The sequence below is a fragment of the Streptomyces sp. NPDC001450 genome, assembly GCF_053597295.1.
In genome coordinates, this window is sequence record NZ_JBSFHY010000063.1 from 20715 (window position 1) to 39709 (window position 18995).

18 protein-coding genes, 1 rRNA gene and 1 pseudogene are annotated in these 18995 nt (G+C 70.4%); 3 read left to right on the forward strand and 17 right to left on the reverse strand.

What is annotated here, in order from left to right; translation table 11 throughout:
* Positions 1 to 83: 83 nt before the first annotated feature.
* From hemB to ACWC5O_RS41800, 6 genes are all read right to left on the reverse strand, one after another.
* On the reverse strand, positions 84 to 1076 hold the full coding sequence (hemB, locus tag ACWC5O_RS41775) for a porphobilinogen synthase (RefSeq protein ID WP_450585495.1): 993 nt from the start codon (positions 1074 to 1076) through the stop codon (positions 84 to 86).
* A gap of 100 nt (positions 1077 to 1176) precedes the next feature.
* Positions 1177 to 2886, reverse strand: a complete 1710-nt coding sequence (locus ACWC5O_RS41780; protein ID WP_450585497.1) for a uroporphyrinogen-III synthase — start codon at positions 2884 to 2886, stop codon at positions 1177 to 1179.
* Positions 2883 to 3857, reverse strand: a complete 975-nt coding sequence (gene hemC / locus ACWC5O_RS41785) for a hydroxymethylbilane synthase (RefSeq protein ID WP_450585499.1) — start codon at positions 3855 to 3857, stop codon at positions 2883 to 2885. Before hemC ends, ACWC5O_RS41780 begins: the two co-directional genes overlap by 4 nt.
* The gene (locus ACWC5O_RS41790; protein ID WP_450585501.1) at positions 3854 to 5611 is read right to left on the reverse strand and encodes a glutamyl-tRNA reductase; all 1758 of its coding nucleotides are present in this window, start codon (positions 5609 to 5611) and stop codon (positions 3854 to 3856) included. The genes hemC and ACWC5O_RS41790 overlap by 4 nt, the downstream gene beginning before the upstream one ends.
* Positions 5608 to 6381, reverse strand: a complete 774-nt coding sequence (locus ACWC5O_RS41795; RefSeq protein WP_450585503.1) for a redox-sensing transcriptional repressor Rex — start codon at positions 6379 to 6381, stop codon at positions 5608 to 5610. The genes ACWC5O_RS41790 and ACWC5O_RS41795 overlap by 4 nt, the downstream gene beginning before the upstream one ends.
* A gap of 246 nt (positions 6382 to 6627) precedes the next feature.
* Positions 6628 to 6909: a glutaredoxin family protein gene (locus ACWC5O_RS41800; protein WP_450585505.1), complete on the reverse strand. Its 282-nt coding sequence runs from the start codon at positions 6907 to 6909 to the stop codon at positions 6628 to 6630.
* 94 nt (positions 6910 to 7003) lie between these two features.
* Here ACWC5O_RS41800 and ACWC5O_RS41805 point away from each other — a divergent pair, with 94 nt between their 5' ends.
* The 3 genes from ACWC5O_RS41805 (at position 7004) to ACWC5O_RS41815 (ending at position 10730) form a co-directional block, all read left to right on the forward strand.
* On the forward strand, positions 7004 to 7942 hold the full coding sequence (locus tag ACWC5O_RS41805) for an HAD family hydrolase (protein ID WP_450585506.1): 939 nt from the start codon (positions 7004 to 7006) through the stop codon (positions 7940 to 7942).
* A gap of 473 nt (positions 7943 to 8415) precedes the next feature.
* Complete coding sequence (locus ACWC5O_RS41810) at positions 8416 to 9252, forward strand: ECF subfamily RNA polymerase sigma factor, BldN family (protein WP_450585508.1); 837 nt, start codon at positions 8416 to 8418, stop codon at positions 9250 to 9252.
* 245 nt (positions 9253 to 9497) lie between these two features.
* Positions 9498 to 10730, forward strand: a complete 1233-nt coding sequence (locus ACWC5O_RS41815) for a DUF5667 domain-containing protein (protein ID WP_450585510.1) — start codon at positions 9498 to 9500, stop codon at positions 10728 to 10730.
* A 98-nt stretch (positions 10731 to 10828) separates the two neighbouring features.
* On the opposite strand, the pseudogene ACWC5O_RS41820 reads toward ACWC5O_RS41815, so the two are convergent.
* The 11 genes and pseudogenes from ACWC5O_RS41820 to rrf form a co-directional block, all read right to left on the reverse strand.
* Positions 10829 to 10951 (reverse strand): annotated as a pseudogene (locus ACWC5O_RS41820) (glycerol acyltransferase); the annotation flags it as partial.
* A 97-nt stretch (positions 10952 to 11048) separates the two neighbouring features.
* Positions 11049 to 12104 carry a lysophospholipid acyltransferase family protein gene (locus tag ACWC5O_RS41825; RefSeq protein WP_450585512.1) on the reverse strand — a complete coding sequence of 352 codons (1056 nt, stop codon included), beginning with the start codon at positions 12102 to 12104 and terminating at the stop codon, positions 11049 to 11051.
* A gap of 14 nt (positions 12105 to 12118) precedes the next feature.
* On the reverse strand, positions 12119 to 13180 hold the full coding sequence (locus ACWC5O_RS41830) for an NAD-dependent epimerase/dehydratase family protein (protein WP_450585514.1): 1062 nt from the start codon (positions 13178 to 13180) through the stop codon (positions 12119 to 12121).
* 207 nt (positions 13181 to 13387) lie between these two features.
* Positions 13388 to 13486, reverse strand: a complete 99-nt coding sequence (locus ACWC5O_RS41835; RefSeq protein WP_003948845.1) for a 30S ribosomal protein bS22 — start codon at positions 13484 to 13486, stop codon at positions 13388 to 13390.
* A gap of 133 nt (positions 13487 to 13619) precedes the next feature.
* The gene (locus ACWC5O_RS41840; RefSeq protein WP_004984898.1) at positions 13620 to 13832 is read right to left on the reverse strand and encodes a helix-turn-helix domain-containing protein; all 213 of its coding nucleotides are present in this window, start codon (positions 13830 to 13832) and stop codon (positions 13620 to 13622) included.
* Between the two features lie 129 nt (positions 13833 to 13961).
* The gene (locus tag ACWC5O_RS41845; RefSeq protein ID WP_450585516.1) at positions 13962 to 14777 is read right to left on the reverse strand and encodes a phosphatase; all 816 of its coding nucleotides are present in this window, start codon (positions 14775 to 14777) and stop codon (positions 13962 to 13964) included.
* Positions 14778 to 14956: 179 nt separating this feature from the next.
* Positions 14957 to 16129 carry an acetoin utilization protein AcuC gene (locus tag ACWC5O_RS41850; RefSeq protein ID WP_450585518.1) on the reverse strand — a complete coding sequence of 391 codons (1173 nt, stop codon included), beginning with the start codon at positions 16127 to 16129 and terminating at the stop codon, positions 14957 to 14959.
* A complete protein-coding gene (locus ACWC5O_RS41855; protein ID WP_450585520.1) occupies positions 16080 to 17288 on the reverse strand; it encodes an MFS transporter in 1209 nt (402 codons plus the stop codon). Before ACWC5O_RS41855 ends, ACWC5O_RS41850 begins: the two co-directional genes overlap by 50 nt.
* 81 nt (positions 17289 to 17369) lie before the next feature.
* Positions 17370 to 18101 carry a VC0807 family protein gene (locus tag ACWC5O_RS41860; RefSeq protein WP_450585522.1) on the reverse strand — a complete coding sequence of 244 codons (732 nt, stop codon included), beginning with the start codon at positions 18099 to 18101 and terminating at the stop codon, positions 17370 to 17372.
* 93 nt (positions 18102 to 18194) lie between these two features.
* Positions 18195 to 18839: an HAD family hydrolase gene (locus ACWC5O_RS41865; protein WP_450585523.1), complete on the reverse strand. Its 645-nt coding sequence runs from the start codon at positions 18837 to 18839 to the stop codon at positions 18195 to 18197.
* A 71-nt stretch (positions 18840 to 18910) separates the two neighbouring features.
* Positions 18911 to 18995: ribosomal RNA gene (gene rrf, locus ACWC5O_RS41870) — 5S ribosomal RNA — on the reverse strand; the annotation flags it as partial.

Consider the following 18995-nt stretch of genomic DNA (forward strand, 5'->3'; position numbering starts at 1 on the left):
AGTTCGCTCCGATACCGAACCGAAGGCGCACCGAGTCCGATCCGCCGCTCTTCCGGTATCGAAACGATCTCCAACCGTGTCCGTCAGCGCAGCTTCTGCGCGGCCTCGGTGGCCCAGTACGTGAGGATGTTCCGCGCCCCGGCCCGCTTGATGCCGGTCAGGGTCTCGAAGATGGCCCGGTCGCGGTCCACCCAGCCCTTCTCGGCGGCGGCCTCGATCATCGAGTACTCGCCGGAGATCTGGTAGGCGGCGACCGGAACGTCCACGCTGTCGGCGACCCGGGCCAGGATGTCGAGGTAGGGTCCGGCCGGCTTGACCATCACCATGTCGGCGCCCTCGGCCAGGTCCAGCTCCAGCTCCCGCAGGGACTCGCGCCAGTTGGCCGGGTCCTGCTGGTACGTCTTGCGGTCGCCCTGCAGCGAGGAGGCGACGGCCTCGCGGAAGGGGCCGTAGAAGGCGGAGGAGTACTTGGCGGTGTAGGCGAGGATGGCGACGTCCTCGCGGCCGATCTGGTCCAGGGCGTCGCGGATGACCCCGATCTGACCGTCCATCATCCCGCTGGGGCCGACCACATGGGCGCCGGCGTCGGCCTGCACCTGGGCCATCTCGGCGTACCGCTCCAGGGTGGCGTCGTTGTCGACCCGCCCCTGCGCGTCCAGGACACCGCAGTGCCCGTGGTCGATGGTCTCGTCCAGGCACAGGTCGGACATGACGAGCAGGTCGTCACCGACCTCGGCGCGCACATCGCGGAGGGCGACCTGGAGGATCCCGTCCGGGTCGGTCCCCGGAGTCCCGAGCGCGTCCTTCTTGCTCTCCTCCGGCACGCCGAACAGCATGATCCCGGAGATCCCGGCCTCCACCGCCTCGACGGCCGCCTTCTTCAGGCTGTCGCGGGTGTGCTGGACGACGCCGGGCATCGCCGCGATCGGCACGGGCTCGCTGACACCCTCCCGGACGAACGCGGGGAGGATGAAGTCGGCAGGGTGCAGCCGGGTCTCGGCGACCATACGGCGCATGACGGGGGTGGTGCGCAGCCGCCGGGGACGCGTACCGGGGAAGGATCCGTACTTCGTCATGGCGTCTACGCTACGCCCGGGCGCGGGCTCCTCTTGCCGACGGCTTGTCGAACGGTGTAACGCAAGACCGGGGGTCCAGGGGGCGGAGCCCCCTGGTACCTCAGGTCGTCGTGCGGCGCCTGCGCGCCCCGGGGCGGCGTTCGCTCGGCCGGGTCACCGGGTCACCCGCCTCCAGGGCGGCAGCCCTCCGCTTCAGGCCGAAGTCCGCCAACGCCTCCGCCAGCTTCAGCACGGACGGCTCCGGAGCCATGACATCGACCCGCAGCCCATGCTCCTCAGCCGTCTTCGCCGTAGCCGGACCGATGCACGCGATCACGGTCACGTTGTGCGGCTTGCCCGCGATACCCACCAGGTTCCGGACAGTCGAGGACGACGTGAAGAGAACGGCGTCGAAGCCACCCCCCTTGATCGCCTCCCGCGTCTCCGCCGGCGGCGGCGAGGCCCGCACGGTCCGGTAGGCCGTGACGTCGTCGACCTCCCAGCCCAGCTCGATGAGCCCGGCGACGAGGGTCTCGGTGGCGATGTCGGCACGGGGCAGGAAGACGCGGTCGATCGGATCGAAGACCGGGTCGTACGGCGGCCAGTCCTCCAGCAGACCCGCGGCCGACTGCTCTCCCGAAGGCACCAGGTCCGGCTTCACACCGAAGTCGACCAGCGCCTTGGCCGTCTGCTCACCCACCGCGGCCACCTTGATGCCCGCGAAGGCCCGGGCGTCGAGCCCGTACTCCTCGAACTTCTCCCGCACGGCCTTGACCGCGTTCACCGAGGTGAAGGCGATCCACTCGTACCGCCCGGTGACGAGCCCCTTCACGGCCCGCTCCATCTGCTGGGGCGTCCGCGGCGGCTCGACGGCGATCGTCGGCACCTCGTGCGGCACCGCGCCGTAGGACCGCAGCTGGTCGGAGAGCGACGCCGCCTGCTCCTTCGTGCGCGGCACGAGCACCTTCCAGCCGAACAGCGGCTTGGACTCGAACCACGACAACTGGTCGCGCTGGGCGGCGGCGGAACGCTCGCCGACCACGGCTATCACCGGCCGGCCGCCGTCCGGCGAGGGCAGCACCTTCGCCTGCTTCAGCGTCTGCGCGATGGTGCCGAGCGTCGCCGTCCAGGTCCGCTGACGGGTCGTCGTACCGGCGATCGTGACCGACATCGGGGTGTCCGGCTTGCGGCCCGCCAACACCAGTTCGCCGGCGGCCGCAGCCACCGCGTCCAGCGTCGTCGACACGACCACCGTGCCGTCGGAGGCGCCCACCTCCGTCCAGCACCGGTCGGAGGCGGTACGGGCGTCCACGAACCGGACGTCCGCGCCCTGCGCGTCCCGCAGCGGCACACCGGCGTACGCGGGCACGCCGACCGCGGCCGCCACACCCGGTACGACCTCGAAGGGCACACCGGCTGCGGCGCAAGCGAGCATTTCCTCGGCCGCGTACGTATCAAGTCCCGGGTCCCCGGACACCGCACGGACGACCCGCCTGCCGCCCCGCGCGGCCTCCATGACAAGATGAGCGGCATCCCGGGCAGGGGACGGGACCGCAGCGGTTGTTGACGCACCGTCAACGACTGTGAGCTGCGGCGTGCCCGCGCCCGGCGGCGACACCGAGGAGGAATCCCCGTCCGTTCGCACCACGGAGACGCCCTGCCGGGCGTGCGTCCGGATCACGTCGAGCACCTCTTGCTCGGCGATCAGGACGTCCGCGTTCGACAGCGCCTCCACTGCGCGCAGAGTCAGCAGTCCCGGATCCCCGGGTCCGGCACCGAGGAAGGTGACGTGCCCGTGTTCCGAACCGGCGGGAAGGGTGGTGGGGCTCACTGTGCTCGCTCCCCCATCAGACCGGCCGCGCCCTGGGCGAGCATCTCGGTGGCGAGTTCGCGACCGAGTGCCATCGCCTGCTCATGCGTCTGGGGCACGGGACCGGTGGTGGACATCTGCACCATGCGGGTGCCGTCGGTCGTGCCGACGACGCCGCGCAGGCGCATTTCCTTGACAATCTGCCCGTCGGCCAGCAGGTCGGCCAGCGCGCCCACAGGGGCGCTGCAGCCGGCCTCCAGGGCGGCGAGCAGTGACCGCTCGGCGGTCACGGCGACCCGTGTGAACGGGTCGTCGAGTTCGCCGAGCGCCGCGATCAGGTCCGCGTTGTCCGCGGCACACTCGATCGCCAGGGCCCCCTGGCCGGGGGCGGGCAAAACCGTGTCGACCGACAGGAAGTCGGCCACCTCGTCGATCCGGCCGATCCGGTTCAGTCCGGCGGCGGCCAGCACGACGGCGTCCAGCTCTCCGTCGCGGACGTATCCGATCCGCGTGTCGACGTTGCCGCGGATCGGGACCGTCTCGATGTCCAGGCCGTGGGCGCGCGCGTACGCGTTCAGCTGGGCCATGCGGCGCGGCGAGCCGGTGCCGATGCGGGCGACCCCCTTCGGGGAGGACGCAGCGAGGTCCGTGAACTTCAGCGCGTCCCGGGCGACGATCACGTCCCGCGGGTCCTCGCGCTCGGGGATCGCGGCCAGGACCAGCTCGTCGGGCTGCGTGGTCGGCAGGTCCTTGAGCGAATGAACCGCGAAGTCCACCTCGCCCTTCAGCAGCGCGTCGCGCAGCGCCGTGACGAACACGCCGGTGCCGCCGATCTGCGCGAGCGCCTCGCGGGAGACGTCGCCGTACGTGGTGATCTCGACCAGCTCGACGGGCCGGCCGGTCACCCGGCTCACGGCTTGCGCCACCTGCCCGGACTGGGCCATGGCGAGCTTGCTCCGCCTCGTCCCCAGTCGCAGTGCCTTCTCAGTCATGCCGGTCGGTCCTTCTTGTCTGTGCTGTCCTCGGCCCGGGAGACGGCGGCCACCGTCTCGGGATCGAGGTCGAACAGGGTGCGCAGCGCGTCCGCGTACCCGGCGCCGCCGGGCTCGGCCGCGAGCTGCTTGACCCGTACGGTCGGCGCGTGCAGCAGCTTGTCGACGACCCGGTGCACGGCCTGCCGGATCTCGCCGCGCTGGCGTTCGTCCAGGTCGGGCAGGCGGCCGTCGAGCCGCGCGATCTCACCGGCGACGACGTCGGCGGCCATGGCGCGCAGCGCGACGACGGTCGGCGTGATGTGCGCCGCCCGCTGTGCCGCGCCGAAGGCCGCGACCTCGTCGGAGACGATACGCCGGACCTGGTCCACGTCGGCCGCCATCGGGGCGTCCGCGGAGGCTTCGGCGAGGGACTCGATGTCCACCAGCCGTACCCCGGCCAGCCGGTGCACGGCCGCGTCGATGTCGCGGGGCATGGCGAGGTCGAGGAGGAACACGGCCGGGGCCGGGCGCGGGATCACGACGGCCGGTTCCGGCTTGCGGCGCTCGGGGATACGGCCGACGGTAGCGGCCGTCGCGGCGAGCGCGGTGATCAGTTCGGCGTCGGCCTCGGGGCTGCGCCGGGCCTCCCCCACTGTCTGGACGGCGGGGGAGGTACCCCCACCACGCCGGTCCACGGTGCCGCCCGTGACCCAGGCCGCGTGCTGCTCCAGGGTGGCCGCGTCCATGCCGGCCACGGCGGCCTCGCCGAGCACGGAGAAGCCGGTCGCGCCCTGTACGGCGGCCAGGTCCAGCGGGCAGTTCTCCTCGGTGCCGGCGCCGGTGGCCGGCAGCGCGGCCTGCACGGTCGTACGAGCGCCGTCGCCGAGGTCGGCCACGGGCTGCCCGGTGCGGCCCTCGACCGCCTGCGCGACCGCCTCGGCCGTCAGGACCAGGCCCGTCGCTCCGGTGCAGGAGACGACGACGTCGGCACGTGTCAGCTCGCCCGGCACGGCGTCCATCCGTACCGCGCGAGCCGTCACCGCCGTGTCGTCGGCCTCGGTGAGGCTGTGTCCGTACTGCTCTTCGAGCAGGAGGGCGAGGCGCTCGGCGCGCTCGACGGTGCGGTTGGCGACGACGACCTCGGCCACCCCGGCACGCGCGAGCGTGGCGGCGGCCAGGGACGACATCGACCCGGCACCGATGACCAGGGCCCGGCGGCCCGCGGCCCATTCCCGGACGTCCCCGCCCGCGGCCAGCTGCTCCAGGCCGAAGGTGACCAGGGACTGGCCGGCCCGGTCGATGCCGGTCTCGGAGTGGGCCCGCTTGCCGACCCGCAGGGACTGCTGGAACAGGTCGTTCAGCAGCTTGCCGGCGCTGTGCAGCTCCTGGGCGCGGGCCAGGGAGTCCTTGATCTGCCCGAGGATCTGCCCCTCGCCGACGACCATCGAGTCCAGGCCGCAGGCCACCGAGAACAGGTGGTGGACGGCCCGGTCCTCGTAGTGCACGTAGAGATACGGCGTCAGCTCCTCGAGGCCGACCCCGCTGTGCTGGGCGAGCAGCGTGGACAGCTCGGCGACACCGGCGTGGAACTTGTCCACGTCGGCGTACAGCTCGATGCGGTTGCAGGTGGCGAGCACCGCGGCCTCGGTGGCCGGCTCGGCGGCGACCGTGTCCTGGAGCAGCTTGACCTGGGCGTCCGCGCTGAGCGCGGCCCGCTCCAGCACGCTGACCGGGGCGCTGCGGTGGCTCAGACCCACGACGAGGAGACTCATGCCGGCATCACGGCGGGTACGTCCCCGTCGGGCCCCTGGTCGGCGGAATCGTCGGCGGCTGCGCCCCGGGCAGCGGCCGCGGGCAGCGGACCGCCCTCGGCGCTCTCCTCGCCGGCCTTGCGCTGCTCGTGGAAGGCGAGGATCTGCAGCTCGATGGAGAGGTCGACCTTGCGCACGTCGACGCCGTCCGGGACGGACAGCACGGTCGGCGCGAAGTTCAGGATGGAGGTCACCCCGGCGGCCACGAGCCGGTCGCAGACCTGCTGGGCGGCACCGGCCGGGGTGGCGATGACGCCGATGGAGACCCCGTTGTCCTTGATGATCTTCTCGAGGTCGTCGGTGTGCTGGACGGGGATGCCCGCGACCGGCTTTCCGGCCATCGCCGGGTCGGCGTCGATCAGCGCGGCGACCCGGAAGCCACGGGAGGCGAACCCGCCGTAGTTGGCCAGGGCGGCGCCGAGGTTACCGATACCGACGATGACAACCGGCCAGTCCTGGGTCAGGCCGAGTTCACGGGAGATCTGGTAGACGAGATACTCCACGTCGTAGCCGACACCGCGCGTTCCGTAGGAGCCCAGGTACGAGAAGTCCTTGCGCAGCTTGGCGGAGTTGACCCCCGCCGCCGCGGCCAGTTCCTCGGAGGAGACCGTGGGTACCGAGCGCTCCGACAGTGCGGTCAGGGCTCGGAGGTACAGCGGAAGCCGGGCGACGGTGGCTTCGGGAATCCCTCGGCTGCGGGTCGCCGGTCGGTGTGTTCGGCCAGTTGCCACGGTGCTCCTGCGGGTTGAGCGGGGCTGCAGGCGGTCATACGTCCCCAGACCGCCCCGTCGACAGCAGGCTATGTCTTTGTGAACGCGTGCACAAAGATGGTGTCCGATTTGCCCGGCCAACGTGACCGGGGTCACGCGCGTCATCGCTGGGCCCTTCCTGGGGGCAAAACCGGCACACTCCTCGTGAATCCCGCCCCCGAGACCAAACCGCCGTCGATCCTAAGGGACGTTCGGCGCAGTCTTGTACTACTCGGTCAGTTCCTTGCGGAGACGGCTCTCGTCCACCCGCCAGAAGGTGTGCTGCGCCCCGTCGACGAGGACGACGGGGATCTGCTCCCAGTACTGGTCGTGGAGCTGCTGGTCCTGGGTGATGTCCTTCTGTTCCCAGGGGACGCCGAGTTCGCCGCAGACTTTCTCGATCACTTTCTGTGCGTCATCACACAGGTGACAGCCGGGCTTGCGGATGAGCGTGACCAATCGCTCCTGAGGGGCGGCCTTACGCCAGAAGAGGGGACTCATGTCGGCCATTCTCGCGCTTCTTTAACGACGCGGACGCGGAGAGTTCACACCCTTCCAACCTCTCGACTCCGGAACCACCGAACAAACTGGCTATGCTCACGCCATGGCCGCTCTCGGATGGCTCACTCCCCGTAGGCGCTCCGCCACGGCGCGGAGCGTGTTGGCAGGCGAGGCCTCGGCGGAGGCCGCCCGCAAGTCCTCGCTGGAAGCGCAGGAAGCACAGGAGGCCGCACAGGCCGCCGAGCAGGAACCGGAGTTCCCGGTGATCGGCGACGACCGGGCCGCCGCCTTCTTCGACCTCGACAACACCGTGATGCAGGGCGCCGCGCTGTTCCACTTCGGACGGGGCCTGTACAAGAGGAAGTTCTTCGAGACCCGCGACCTGGCCAGGTTCGCCTGGCAGCAGGCCTGGTTCCGGCTGGCCGGCGTCGAGGACCCCGAGCACATGCAGGACGCCCGCGACTCCGCCCTCTCCATCGTCAAGGGCCACCGCGTCGCCGAACTGGAGACGATCGGCGAGGAGATCTACGACGAGTACATGGCCGACCGGATCTGGCCGGGCACCCGGGCCCTCGCCCAGGCCCACCTGGACGCGGGCCAGAAGGTGTGGCTGGTCACAGCCGCCCCCGTCGAGATCGCGCAGGTCATCGCCCGTCGCCTCGGCCTGACGGGCGCGCTCGGCACGGTGGCGGAGTCGGTCGACGGCGTGTACACGGGCAAGCTGGTGGGCGAACCGCTGCACGGCCCGGCCAAGGCGGAGGCGGTACGGGCGCTGGCCGCGGCGGAGGGCCTCGACCTCTCCCGCTGCGCCGCCTACAGCGACAGCCACAACGACATCCCCATGCTGTCCCTGGTCGGCCACCCCTACGCGATCAATCCCGACGCCAAACTCCGCAAACACGCCCGCGACAAGGACTGGCGCCTGCGCGACTACCGCACGGGCCGCAAGGCGGCGAAGGTGGGCATTCCGGCGGCCGCGGGGGTCGGAGCGGTTGCCGGTGGCACTGCGGCGGCGATCGCGCTGAGCCGGCGTCGTCGATAGTCCGACAGTCCCGCGCGTGATCAGCGGGTAATCGCCGTAGGCCTGCGGGCCTTCCCCGGGCTGCCGGCCCGTCGTGGCCGGTCCCGCCCACGCGGCGGAGCCGCATATCGATACAGCCCCGCGCCCCTTCGGCGCGCTCGTAGCCCCGCCCGGCCGCAACGCCGGGCCACTTGTCATGTGCCCATAGGTGCCGAATCGTCTCGCCTGCCGCCGGATTATGCCCGGCGTTCCCCAACACGCCCCCCACTTCGTCGAAACCCACCCATTTCCGATCAACAACCGATCACTCTGCGGCACTTGAAGGGGCGTCAATCGGTTACAGAAGCGACGCAATCGGTGATTTGAGCAACTCGGTGTAGCAGTGCCTGCACGAAGCGTTATTCTCCTCAGACGCACACCGGTACCCCTCCGTCGCCACGACGGGTGAAAGGTCCCGTACTGCACGTGATGGAAGCTCTGCCTCTGGGAGTCCCGTGTACCCACACGTCGGGGTTGACGCCTCGGGCCTGGCTACGCTGCGCGCAACGGTCGCGGCGGTCAAAGAGACGCTGCGCGGCCTCGTCCCCACCGCGTACCCCGTCCCTGCCTTCGCCGCCGCCGCAGCACCCGTGGGCCCGTGCTACGCACTGGCCGAGGGCATGCAACAGGGGCCGGCGCGCAGCGCCGTCGTCGAGGGGCGGTGGTCGGGTGACGGACGGGCGGCCGGCAGACGCGGCCGCACGTCCGGCGCCGCCACCGCCCGCCGGCCGGCCGCCGACAGCGACAGTGCCCGGATGATGGACCTCGTGGAGCGCGCCCAGTCCGGCGAGGCCGAGGCCTTCGGACGGCTCTACGACCAGTACAGCGACACGGTGTACCGGTACATCTACTACCGGGTGGGCGGCAAGGCGACCGCCGAGGACCTCACCAGCGAGACCTTTCTGCGGGCGCTCCGGAGGATCGGCACCTTCACCTGGCAGGGCCGCGACTTCGGCGCCTGGCTGGTGACGATCGCCCGGAACCTCGTGGCGGACCACTTCAAGTCCAGCCGGTTCCGCCTGGAGGTCACCACCGGCGAGATGCTCGACGCCAACGAGGTCGAGCGCTCCCCGGAGGACTCCGTCCTGGAGTCCCTCTCCAACGCCGCGCTCCTCGACGCCGTACGCCGGCTCAACCCCCAGCAGCAGGAGTGCGTGACGCTCCGCTTCCTCCAGGGCCTCTCGGTCGCCGAGACCGCCCGTGTGATGGGAAAGAACGAGGGCGCCATCAAGACCCTCCAGTACCGGGCCGTGCGCACCCTCGCCCGGCTCCTGCCGGACGACGCCCGCTGACGTCCGCCACTCAGGGCAACGGTGGGCGACGCCCAACTCACTTTCCGTGAAAGTCCGTTGCCATTCTGACCCGATCATCCGCCGTCCGTAACCCAAGTGCCGAGCCGCTCGTTGTGCGGGATACAGGCTCCCTGTGGTCACGTCCTGGCCGACCCTGATCGCTCGATCGTGTGGAAGTGGTCTTGGGCGTGCAACCCTCAGGCCCCCTGGGGAGTCGACGGTGATGACGAGAGGAGGTGCCGCCAGTGATCGCGAACGTATCGGCCCACCGGCGGGCGAACGCCTTCGCCCAAGCCCTGGAGGAGCAGTCCGACCGGGACACGGCGGCCGAGCAGCCCGCAGCGACGGCGGATCCCCCGCCGACCGCCGAGGAACGGACCGAGCAGGGCGAGCTGTTGGCCCTCGCGGCGGGCCTCGGCGCGCTGCCCCGGCCGCAGCTCGACCCCGAGGTCAAGGTCGTCCAGCGCGCCCAGCTGGTGGCCGCGATGGAGGCCATGCTCCAGGAGGGAACCGGGGCGGCGGGTGCGGCGGTGCCCGAACAGCACGGCCGCGGCCGGGGTGCGCACCGGGCGAGCCCGCTGGGCAAACTGCGCCCGCGTTCGAGGCTGACCAAGGGGCTTGCCGCGGGCGGGCTCAGTGTCGGCGTGGCCGCCGGGGCCTTCGGCGGGGTCGCCGCCGCGAGTTCCGACGCACTGCCCGGCGACTCGCTGTACGGCCTCAAGCGTGGCATCGAGGACGTCAAACTGAACTACCTGAGCGAGGGGGACGACGAGCGCGGCCAGACCTACCTCGACCAGGCCTCCACCCGGCTGAGCGAGGCCCGTCGGCTGATGGAGCGTGACCGCGGCGGCCACCTCGACCACGAGTCCATCGGCGAGATCCGCCGCACCCTGTCCGGCATGCAGCACGACGTGACCGAAGGCCACCGCCTGCTGCACGCGGCCTACGAGCGTGACCCCGGCTCCCTGGGACCCATCCAGGCCCTGGACACCTTCTCCCGGTCGCACCGCGAGGTCTGGAGCCTGCTCAGCGACAAGCTGCCCGTGCAGCTGGGAGACGTCAAACAGCAGGTGTCGTCGGTGTTCGACGCCATAGACGAAGAGGTCGCCCCGCTGCAGTCCCTGCTCCCGCAGCCGCCCGCCCAGACCGGCGGGGGCACGCGACAGGGCTCCGGCTCGGCGTCCACGGGCTCCTCCGGCACCCACCGCGCGACCGCACCCAGCTCGGGCAACACCCCCTCCTCCGGCAAGCACGCGGGCGGCTCCGGCAGCCCCAGCGGCTCCGCCACGGGCGCCAGCGGAGGCGGCCTGATCGGGGGCGACACGGGCGGTCTGCTCGACCCGCCGAAGATCGGCGACGACGGCGGCGGCACCCCGTCCACCACCAAGCCGCCGCTGTCCGAGCCGGACGTCACCCTCCCGCCGCTCCTCCCGGGCCTGCTGCCCGGCCTGGGCATCGACGGCGAGGACGCGAGCTAGCGCCGCAGGCACACCGCGACGGGGGCGCCCCTTTCCGAGCAGGGGCGCCCCCGTCGCCGTACACCTCTCAGAAGAACACCGACCGCCGCTGCACCAGCCGGGATCGGCTCGCCGAACTGGATCGTCCACTTGGTGGGCAGCGGGACCGCCCCGAGCGGCCCCAGCCACGGGAACGTCGGCGTCAACGGGAAGTACGGAAAACCCAGCACCCGGGCGAGCGTCCCATTTACATTGCCGCCCTCGCGCCGCTCCGCGGGCTTCGCACGGCTGCGCCGGCCTCCGTCCGCCGGCTCCACTACCCCAGCCACCCAGCACGATTCAGAAGAACACCGACCGCCGCTGCACCAGCAGCTTGTAGAGCGTGTGCTGGATCTGCTCCCTGACCTGGTCGGTCAGGTTGAACATCAGCATCGGATCCTCGGCCGCCTCCGGCGGATAGCCGTCCGTCGGGATCGGCTCGCCGAACTGGATCGTCCACTTGGTGGGCAACGGGACCGCCCCGAGCGGCCCCAGCCACGGGAACGTCGGCGTCAACGGGAAGTACGGAAAGCCCAGCACCCGAGCGAGCGTCTTGGAGTTGCCGATCATCGGGTAGATCTCCTCGGCCCCGACGACCGAGCACGGGATGATCGGCGCACCCTGTCGCAGCGCCGTGGAGACGAAACCGCCCCGGCCGAACCGCTGCAGCTTGTACCGCTCGCCGAACGGCTTCCCGATGCCCTTGAAGCCCTCCGGCATCACCCCGACCAGCTCCCCCTGCCCCAGCAGCCGTTCGGCGTCCTCGGCGCAGGCGAGGGTGTGCCCCAGCTTGCGGGCGAGTTCGTTGACCACCGGGAGGACGAAGACCAGGTCCGCCGCCAGGAGCCGTAGATGGCGGTCGGCCGGGTGGTGGTCGTGCACGGCGACCTGCATCATCAGGCCGTCCAGCGGCAGCGTCCCGGAGTGGTTGGCGACGATCAGCGCCCCGCCCTCGGCCGGGATGTTCTCGATGCCCTTCACCTCGACCCGGAAGTACTTCTCGTACACCGGCCGCAGCAGCGACATCAGGACCTGGTCGGTCAGCTCCTCGTCGTAACCGAAGTCGTCGACCTCGTAGTCACCGGTGAGCCGGCGGCGCAGGAAGGCCAGGCCGCTCGCGATGCGCCTCTCGAGCCCACCGTCGTGCCGCGGCCCGGCAGGCGACTGTTCCTCACCGGTCACAGAGACATCATCCTGCGGAACAGGCCTGGTGGGCAGGGGCTGGACCTCCCGGACCGGCGCCGGCTCACCGACCGCGCCGCGCCTGCTGCCCGCGCTCCGGCGCCGCGAGGGCCGCTGGGCGGCGCTCCCTCGGGACCGGTCGTCGTCGAACGGAATGACCTTGGCGTCCGCCATCGTTGCTGCGCTCCTCAGTTGGCGCTCTGCGTCGGGAGGTGCCCGCCGCCCTTCGCGGCAAGCGCGGCGATCCGGTCGACGGCTCCCGCGAGGGCCTCCGGCGGCAGCAGCCCGGGTCCCTGGCTGCGCGCGAAATCCGCGAACGTCTCCGCCGTCGTGTACTTGGGCCGGAAGCCCAGCGTCTCGCGCATCTGGTCCGTGGCCACCACCCGGCCGTGGGTGAGCAACCGGATCTGCTCCGGCGAGAAGTCCGTCATGCCCAGCGTACGCACCAGGGAACCGGCCCAGGTGACCGCGGGCAGCAGCAGCGGCACGATGGGCCGCCCGAGCCGCCGCGAGCACTGCGAGAGCAGCAGCACGCCGTCACCGGCGATGTTGAAGGTGCCGCTGTTCAGGGTGCCCCGGCGCGGCTCGTGGGAGGCGATCCGCAGCACCTCGATGACGTCGTCCTCGTGCACGAACTGCAGCCGGGGGTCGTAGCCGAACACGGTCGGCAGGACCGGCAGCGCGAAGTACGAGGCGAGCGGGGTGTCCGCGGTCGGCCCGAGGATATTGGCGAAGCGCAGCACGCACACGGCGACGTCCGGCCGCCGCCGGGCGAACCCGCGCACATACCCCTCGACCTCCACCGTGTCCTTCGCGAACCCGCCGCTCGGCAGCGACTTGGGCGGCATCGTCTCGGTGAACACGGCCGGATCCCGCGGCGCGGACCCGTACACGTTGGTACTGGACTTCACCACCAGCCGCCGCACGGTCGGCGACTTCTGACAGGCGCCCAGCAGCTGCATGGTGCCGATGACGTTGGTCTCCTTGACCGTGGCCCGGCTGCCGCCGCCCAGCGCGGTGCCGGTCACGTCCATGTGGACGACCGTGTCGGCGCCCGTCTCGGCGAGCACCCGGGCGATGGTGGGCTGTCTGATGTCAGCCTGGATGAAGTCGGCCCCACCCAGATGGTGCGCCGGCGGCACCGCGTCCACGGCGATCACCCGATCCACCTCGGGGTCCCGCTGGATCCGCCGCACGAACCGGCCGCCCAGCTGCCGGGCCACTCCGGTGACGAGCACGACCTTCCCCAAGATCAGCGCCTTCCTTCCCGCGATACCCGTGTGCGGCCAACCTAGCGGGTCGATGTTGCGCTGTGATGACCGCCCGATGCACGAGGTGACGGAAATTCCCCAATCGGAATATGCCGAGCACCTCTTGCACCGAGTACCCCCGGACATGACTGTGGCCCCCCGCCCTTCCGGACGGGAGGCCACAGGGACACGCTCTCGCGGCGCCGCTTACTTCTTGTTGCGGCGCTGAACGCGCGTGCGCTTGAGCAGCTTGCGGTGCTTCTTCTTGGCCATCCGCTTGCGCCGCTTCTTGATAACAGAGCCCACGACTACCCTCGCTCACTTCTCATCACTCGGTTGTTTGGGCGCCATGGGCCCACACGACCTACGAGGGGCTAGCCTACCCGCCCGAGCGCCGAGGTCGTAATCGAGGGGTCTTCCGGGGTTACCGGAAGCGTCGTCAGGCCGTCTCCACCCCCACATAACTCTCGCGAAGGTACTCGTGTACCGCTTGCTCCGGGACGCGGAAGGACCGCCCCACCCGGATCGCGGGCAGATGACCGCTGTGCACCAGCCGGTACACGGTCATCTTCGACACTCGCATCACCGAGGCGACCTCCGCCACGGTAAGGAACTGAACCTCGTTCAGAGGCCTCTCGCCAGCTGCAGCCATGACACACCTGAACCTTCCGCACTCGACGGCCACCGGCTTCCCCTTCCGGTGACTCTTCGTCGTTGCGTGCTCACTCCCCAATGTAGGGGCGGGTGATGCGAGTGGGGAAGAGGTGCACCCATCGGCGGCCTACTGTGACAGACACGCTCGATTGAGTACGTAGCGGGTAAGCGGACGGTAGTAATCAGACCGCACAGCGTCATCAACCGGAACGGCGACGGACACGACCCCCTCCGCCTCCCCCACAAAGAGCGCAGGGTCATCCGTATCCGCAAGACCAATGGCCTCAAACCCCAGCTGACCTGCCCCGCAGACCCAGCCGTGGTCACCGATCACCAGCTCGGGCAGCGGTCCGCCGGCGTCGGCGGCGGCCGCCAGGGCGACCCGAACCGGCAGCGGCGAATGACAATGGACGCCCGGCTCACAACCGGGGCGCTCGCCCTCCGGTTCCCGCACCAAGGCAACACCTCGTACGTAGTCCAGGCGGTGCGTACGTAGACCGAACCGGGTCAATATGTCGACACAGCGACCCTGCGCAGGGGTGAGCACCTCACACCCCGCCGCCGACAGAGCGTCCGCCAAGCCGCCGTAGAACCCGAGCAGTCGATGCGGATGCCCGGTCCCGAGCAGCACCGGCGCACCCCGCCGGGCCACACTCCGGACCCGCTCCGCGAACGCGTCCAACGCGGCGAGAGTCCGCTCCGGATCGATCACATCCGGCCCGGAGGTACGCCGGGGATCGGCCGAGACCCCGCACTTGTCGGCCATCAGAGCCAGCAACTCGACCGGCCCCCAGACCCGTTCGGGATCGATCCCGATCAACACCCGCGGATCCCGGGCAGCGAAGAGCCGATAACTACGAAGACTGTCCTCCCGAGAGGTGGCCACCTCCCCGGCCATCCGGACAGCCAGCAGATGCGCACGGAGGGCATCGGCGGTCAACACGGCTGCGATGGTGACTCATTGGGATGCGAGACCGTGCACGGAACGACGAAAGACCGCACGGTTGGCGTAACGGTTCCTTGTCCGGTGCCTTTTCGACTTTGCGGGTCGGGCGCCCTTTCGACTTACCGAGACGGGCGGGCGGGAAGCGGGGAGTACAGCGGGCGGAGCCCCCTGGAGGCTCACGGCAGCAGCCCCCGCATCGGAAACACCGCCCGCCGAGTAGCCAGCACAGCCTGATCAAGCCGATCCGCAGGGTCGTACCCCGACTCCCAGGAAGCAAAGGACACCGGCCACCGCCCATCAGTCATCCGCTGCGGAGCCAACTGCCGGGTCCGAGCGAAAACTTCCTGCCGCCACCCCTCAGGAATCACCGCCTCAGGAGCAACCTCCCGCCCCGCTGCGATCCCCACCAGATGCGTCCAGGACCGCGGCACCACCTCCACCACCGCGTACCCCCCACCCCCCAGGGCGACCCACTTCCCGTCCGCGTACTCGTGCGCCAGCTCATGACAGGCCACCTGCACGGCCCGCTGCGCATCCAACGACACGGCAAGATGCGCCAGCGGATCCTCGAAGTGCGTATCGGCCCCGTGCTGCGAAACGATCACCTGCGGCCGGAACTCCGCGAGCAGTTCCGGCACCACCGCGTGAAACGCCCGCACCCACCCCGCGTCCCCGGTCCCCGCCGGCAGTGCCACGTTCACGGCGGCCCCCTCGCCCGCCCCGGCCCCGGTCTCCTCCGGCCATCCGGTCTGCGGGAACAACGTGCGGGGATGCTCGTGCAGCGAGATCGTCAGAACCCGCGGATCCTCCCAGAACGCGGCCTGCACCCCGTCCCCGTGATGCACGTCGACATCGACGTAGGCGACCCGCTCGGCGCCCAGCTCCAGCAACCGCGCGATCGCGAGCGACGCGTCGTTGTAGATGCAGAACCCCGACGCACCCCCGGGCATCGCATGATGCAGCCCACCCGCGAAGTTCACGGCGTGCAGCGCGTCCCCCCGCCACACCGCCTCCGCAGCCCCCACCGACTGCCCCGCGATCAGCGCCGACACCTCGTGCATCCCGGCGAAGGCGGGATCATCCATCGTCCCCAGCCCGTACGCCCCCTGCACCGACCCCGGATCCGCCGACGCGGCCTTCACGGCACGGATGTAGTCCTCCCGGTGGACCAGCCGCAGCGTCGACTCCCCGGCCGGATTCGCCGCGACGACCTCCATCTCCCGGTCGAGCCCGAAGGCACCCACCAGTTTCCGGGTCAGCTCCAGCCGGACCGGATCCATCGGATGGTCCGGGCCGAAGTCATAGCCCGTTACTGCCTCGTCCCACATCAGCTGTGCGCGGCCGCTCATGCCCGCCACCGTATCGGTCCGGTTGAGCCGCGAACGACCTGGCGTACACCAACGTCACCAGCACCAACACCATCGGCACCAGCATGGCGCCCCGGTAGCTCCAGGCGTCCCCGAGCGCCCCCACGAGCGGCGAACCGATCAGGAACCCGACGTAGTTGAAGATGTTGAGCCGGGCGATCGCCGCGTCCGAAGCCCCCGGGAACAAGCGCCCCGCCGCCGCGAACGTCTGCGGCACCAGCACACACAGCCCCAGCCCCAGCAGGGTGAACCCGAGCATCCCGAGCCACGCGTCCGGCGCCACGGACACCACCGCGAACCCTCCGGCCGCCACCAGCGCCCCGAGCCGTACGACCGCGGCCGCCCCGAACCGCCGTACCCCGAAGTCCCCGACGGCCCGCCCCACCAGCGTGGTGATCATGTACACGTTGTACGGAACCGTCGCCAGCTGCTCCGAGCTCCCCAGCACGTCCTTCAGGTACTTCGCACTCCAGTTGGAGACCGTCGAGTCCCCGATATAGGCGAAGGTCATCACCAGACACAGCGGCAGCAGCAGCCTGAAGACGACCGCGCCACCGCCCTGCTCCTCTGCCACGGGCGCCGGATCCCCGTCGACGTACCACCGACTCCCCACCAGCGTCGCCGGCAGCAGCACGGCCACCACCGGCAGATACGACACCCACAGCGCGAGATGCCAGTGCGCCCCGGCCCAGGCGAGCGAGGCCCCGACGATCCCGCCCAGGCTGTAGGCGGCGTGGAAGCTCAGCATGATGCTGCGCCCGTACGTGCGCTGCAGGCTCACCCCGAGCATGTTCATGGAGGCGTCCAGCGCCCCCACGGCCAGCCCGAACGCGGCCAGGGCGAGCCCCAGCTCGGCCATCACCCCGCCCGCCCCGACCTCGAGCAGCGCCAGCAGCACCACCGGCTGGGACCAGCGCAGCAGTCGGCTGGGCCGTATGCGCTTGACCAGTTGCTCGGTCGTCACGCTGCCGACCCCGGCGAGGATGGGCACGGCGGCCAGGAAGACCGGCAGCAGCGCGTCGGAGATGCCGTACCGGTCCTGGATGGCCGGGATGCGCGTCACCAGCAGCGCGAAGGTGGCGCCCTGCGCGAAGAAGCCGAACGCCAGCGAGGCCCTGCCGCGCCGCAGCACATCAGTCATGGCGGCGAGCGTAGGGCCCCGGGCTACCTGTGGGTAGATCCAGCCAAAGATGAATTTCCTTCAGCTTTTCCGAGCGGAGGGTCAGGCGGCGACGGCGACCGCGGGCGCCTCGGTCTTGCCGGCCTCGACCTCGGCGGCCAGCATCTTCTCCATCGGCTCGACGGCCAGGCCGCCGCTGATCACGATGGCGATCCCGATCGCACCGACCATGATGACCGTGCCGAGCCACACCATGGTGTCCACGGGGACGGTGTACGCACCCACGACCCGCACGACGCACTCGGCCAGCAGCGCCAGGCCCCAGACGACGGAGAACGCCCGCTCCTTGCTCCGAAAGGCCGCGGACCCGGCCGCCGCCCCGGACACCAGCCGCTCCCAGGCGGCCTCCTTGGCCGCGTCCCCCTTCAGCAGGAAGGGCTTCATACCGGCCGTCATCATCGGCTTCCCGAGCCGGACGGAGATCAGGATCCCGATGGCGACCGTGCTGCTGATCCCGCTGTCCTTGGCGAGCATCAGCCGTGGGTCGCCGGAGACGAAGCTCAGCAGCAGCGAGACGACGTTGACGACCAGGATGAGCCCGGCCAGGCCGTTGACCTTCCGCTCCCTGACCAGGCCCCAGAGGGTCCGCACCGCCGGCACCACGCTGCTCCAGGCAAGCGCCGCGAAGGTGCTCATCCCGAAGCCGTCCTTGAACAGGTAGTACGAGCCGAGCGGCACCGCCACGTCCACGAGCAGTGGCTTGAAGTTGTCGAGCACGCTCGGGCTCTGCTTCTGGTCGTCGCTCCGGCTCTGGATCCCCGTGTTCTCCGTCATGCCCTCAGCTTCGCCGCAGGGCGGGGTCCGCCAGTAGAAACGATCATCCGGAGGTCCGCATGACAAATGTCAGCACCGAGCCGATGGCTCGGGTCATACCAGCAGGTCAGCCAACTCCACCATGCTGGAGAAGAGTTGGTTCGCGCCGGTGAGCCGCTCGGCCGGCGTCATCGCGGTGAACCCGTACACGTCCATCCCGGCCGCCACGGCCGCCTGCACGCCCAGCGGAGAGTCCTCCACGACCGCGCACCGATCCGGGGCGACGCCCATCCGCTCGGCCGCGTACAGGAAGAGATCGGGCGCCGGCTTGCCACGCCCCACATCCTGCGAACTGAAGATCCTCTCCTCCTCGAACCACCGGTCGAGTCCGGTCGTCCGATGCCCCACCCGGATCCGCTCATGGCTCCCGGAGGAGGCGACGCAGTACGGCACCCCGTCCGCAACCAGCTTCTCCAGCACGTCATCGACGCCGACCACGGGCTTCAACTCCCGCTCGAACGCGGCGAACACCCGCGCGTGGAAGACGTCGTCGAAGTCCTCGGGAAGCCGCTGACCGGTCCGCTCCAGGACCAGGTCGTGGATCCGGTGCATCGCCGACCCCATGTAGTCCCGGATGGAGTCCTCGTACGACGTCGGGTGCCCCAACTCGGTCAGAAAGGCGGCCAGGTGCCGGTTGGAGATCGGCTCGCTGTCCACAAGGACACCGTCGTTGTCGAAGATGATCAGGTCGTATCGCATGCCTCGACCCTAAAGGACCCTGAACGCAGAAAACCCCCGCATCTTTCGATGCGGGGGTTTCCTCAATATTTGTTCGGCGGCGTCCTACTCTCCCACAGGGTCCCCCCTGCAGTACCATCGGCGCTGTGAGGCTTAGCTTCCGGGTTCGGAATGTAA

Coding starts and splice junctions, on each gene's coding strand:
- ACWC5O_RS41860 (WP_450585522.1), bottom strand. CDS start 18,101: ATGACGGAGAACACGGGGATCCAGAGCCGGAGCGACGACCAGAAGCAG.
- ACWC5O_RS41840 (WP_004984898.1), bottom strand. CDS start 13,832: ATGGCTGCAGCTGGCGAGAGGCCTCTGAACGAGGTTCAGTTCCTTACC.
- ACWC5O_RS41855 (WP_450585520.1), bottom strand. CDS start 17,288: ATGACTGATGTGCTGCGGCGCGGCAGGGCCTCGCTGGCGTTCGGCTTC.
- ACWC5O_RS41865 (WP_450585523.1), bottom strand. CDS start 18,839: ATGCGATACGACCTGATCATCTTCGACAACGACGGTGTCCTTGTGGAC.
- ACWC5O_RS41800 (WP_450585505.1), bottom strand. CDS start 6,909: ATGGCCGACATGAGTCCCCTCTTCTGGCGTAAGGCCGCCCCTCAGGAG.
- ACWC5O_RS41805 (WP_450585506.1), top strand. CDS start 7,004: ATGGCCGCTCTCGGATGGCTCACTCCCCGTAGGCGCTCCGCCACGGCG.
- hemC (WP_450585499.1), bottom strand. CDS start 3,857: ATGACTGAGAAGGCACTGCGACTGGGGACGAGGCGGAGCAAGCTCGCC.
- hemB (WP_450585495.1), bottom strand. CDS start 1,076: ATGACGAAGTACGGATCCTTCCCCGGTACGCGTCCCCGGCGGCTGCGC.
- ACWC5O_RS41825 (WP_450585512.1), bottom strand. CDS start 12,104: ATGGCGGACGCCAAGGTCATTCCGTTCGACGACGACCGGTCCCGAGGG.
- ACWC5O_RS41850 (WP_450585518.1), bottom strand. CDS start 16,129: ATGAGCGGCCGCGCACAGCTGATGTGGGACGAGGCAGTAACGGGCTAT.
- ACWC5O_RS41790 (WP_450585501.1), bottom strand. CDS start 5,611: ATGAGTCTCCTCGTCGTGGGTCTGAGCCACCGCAGCGCCCCGGTCAGC.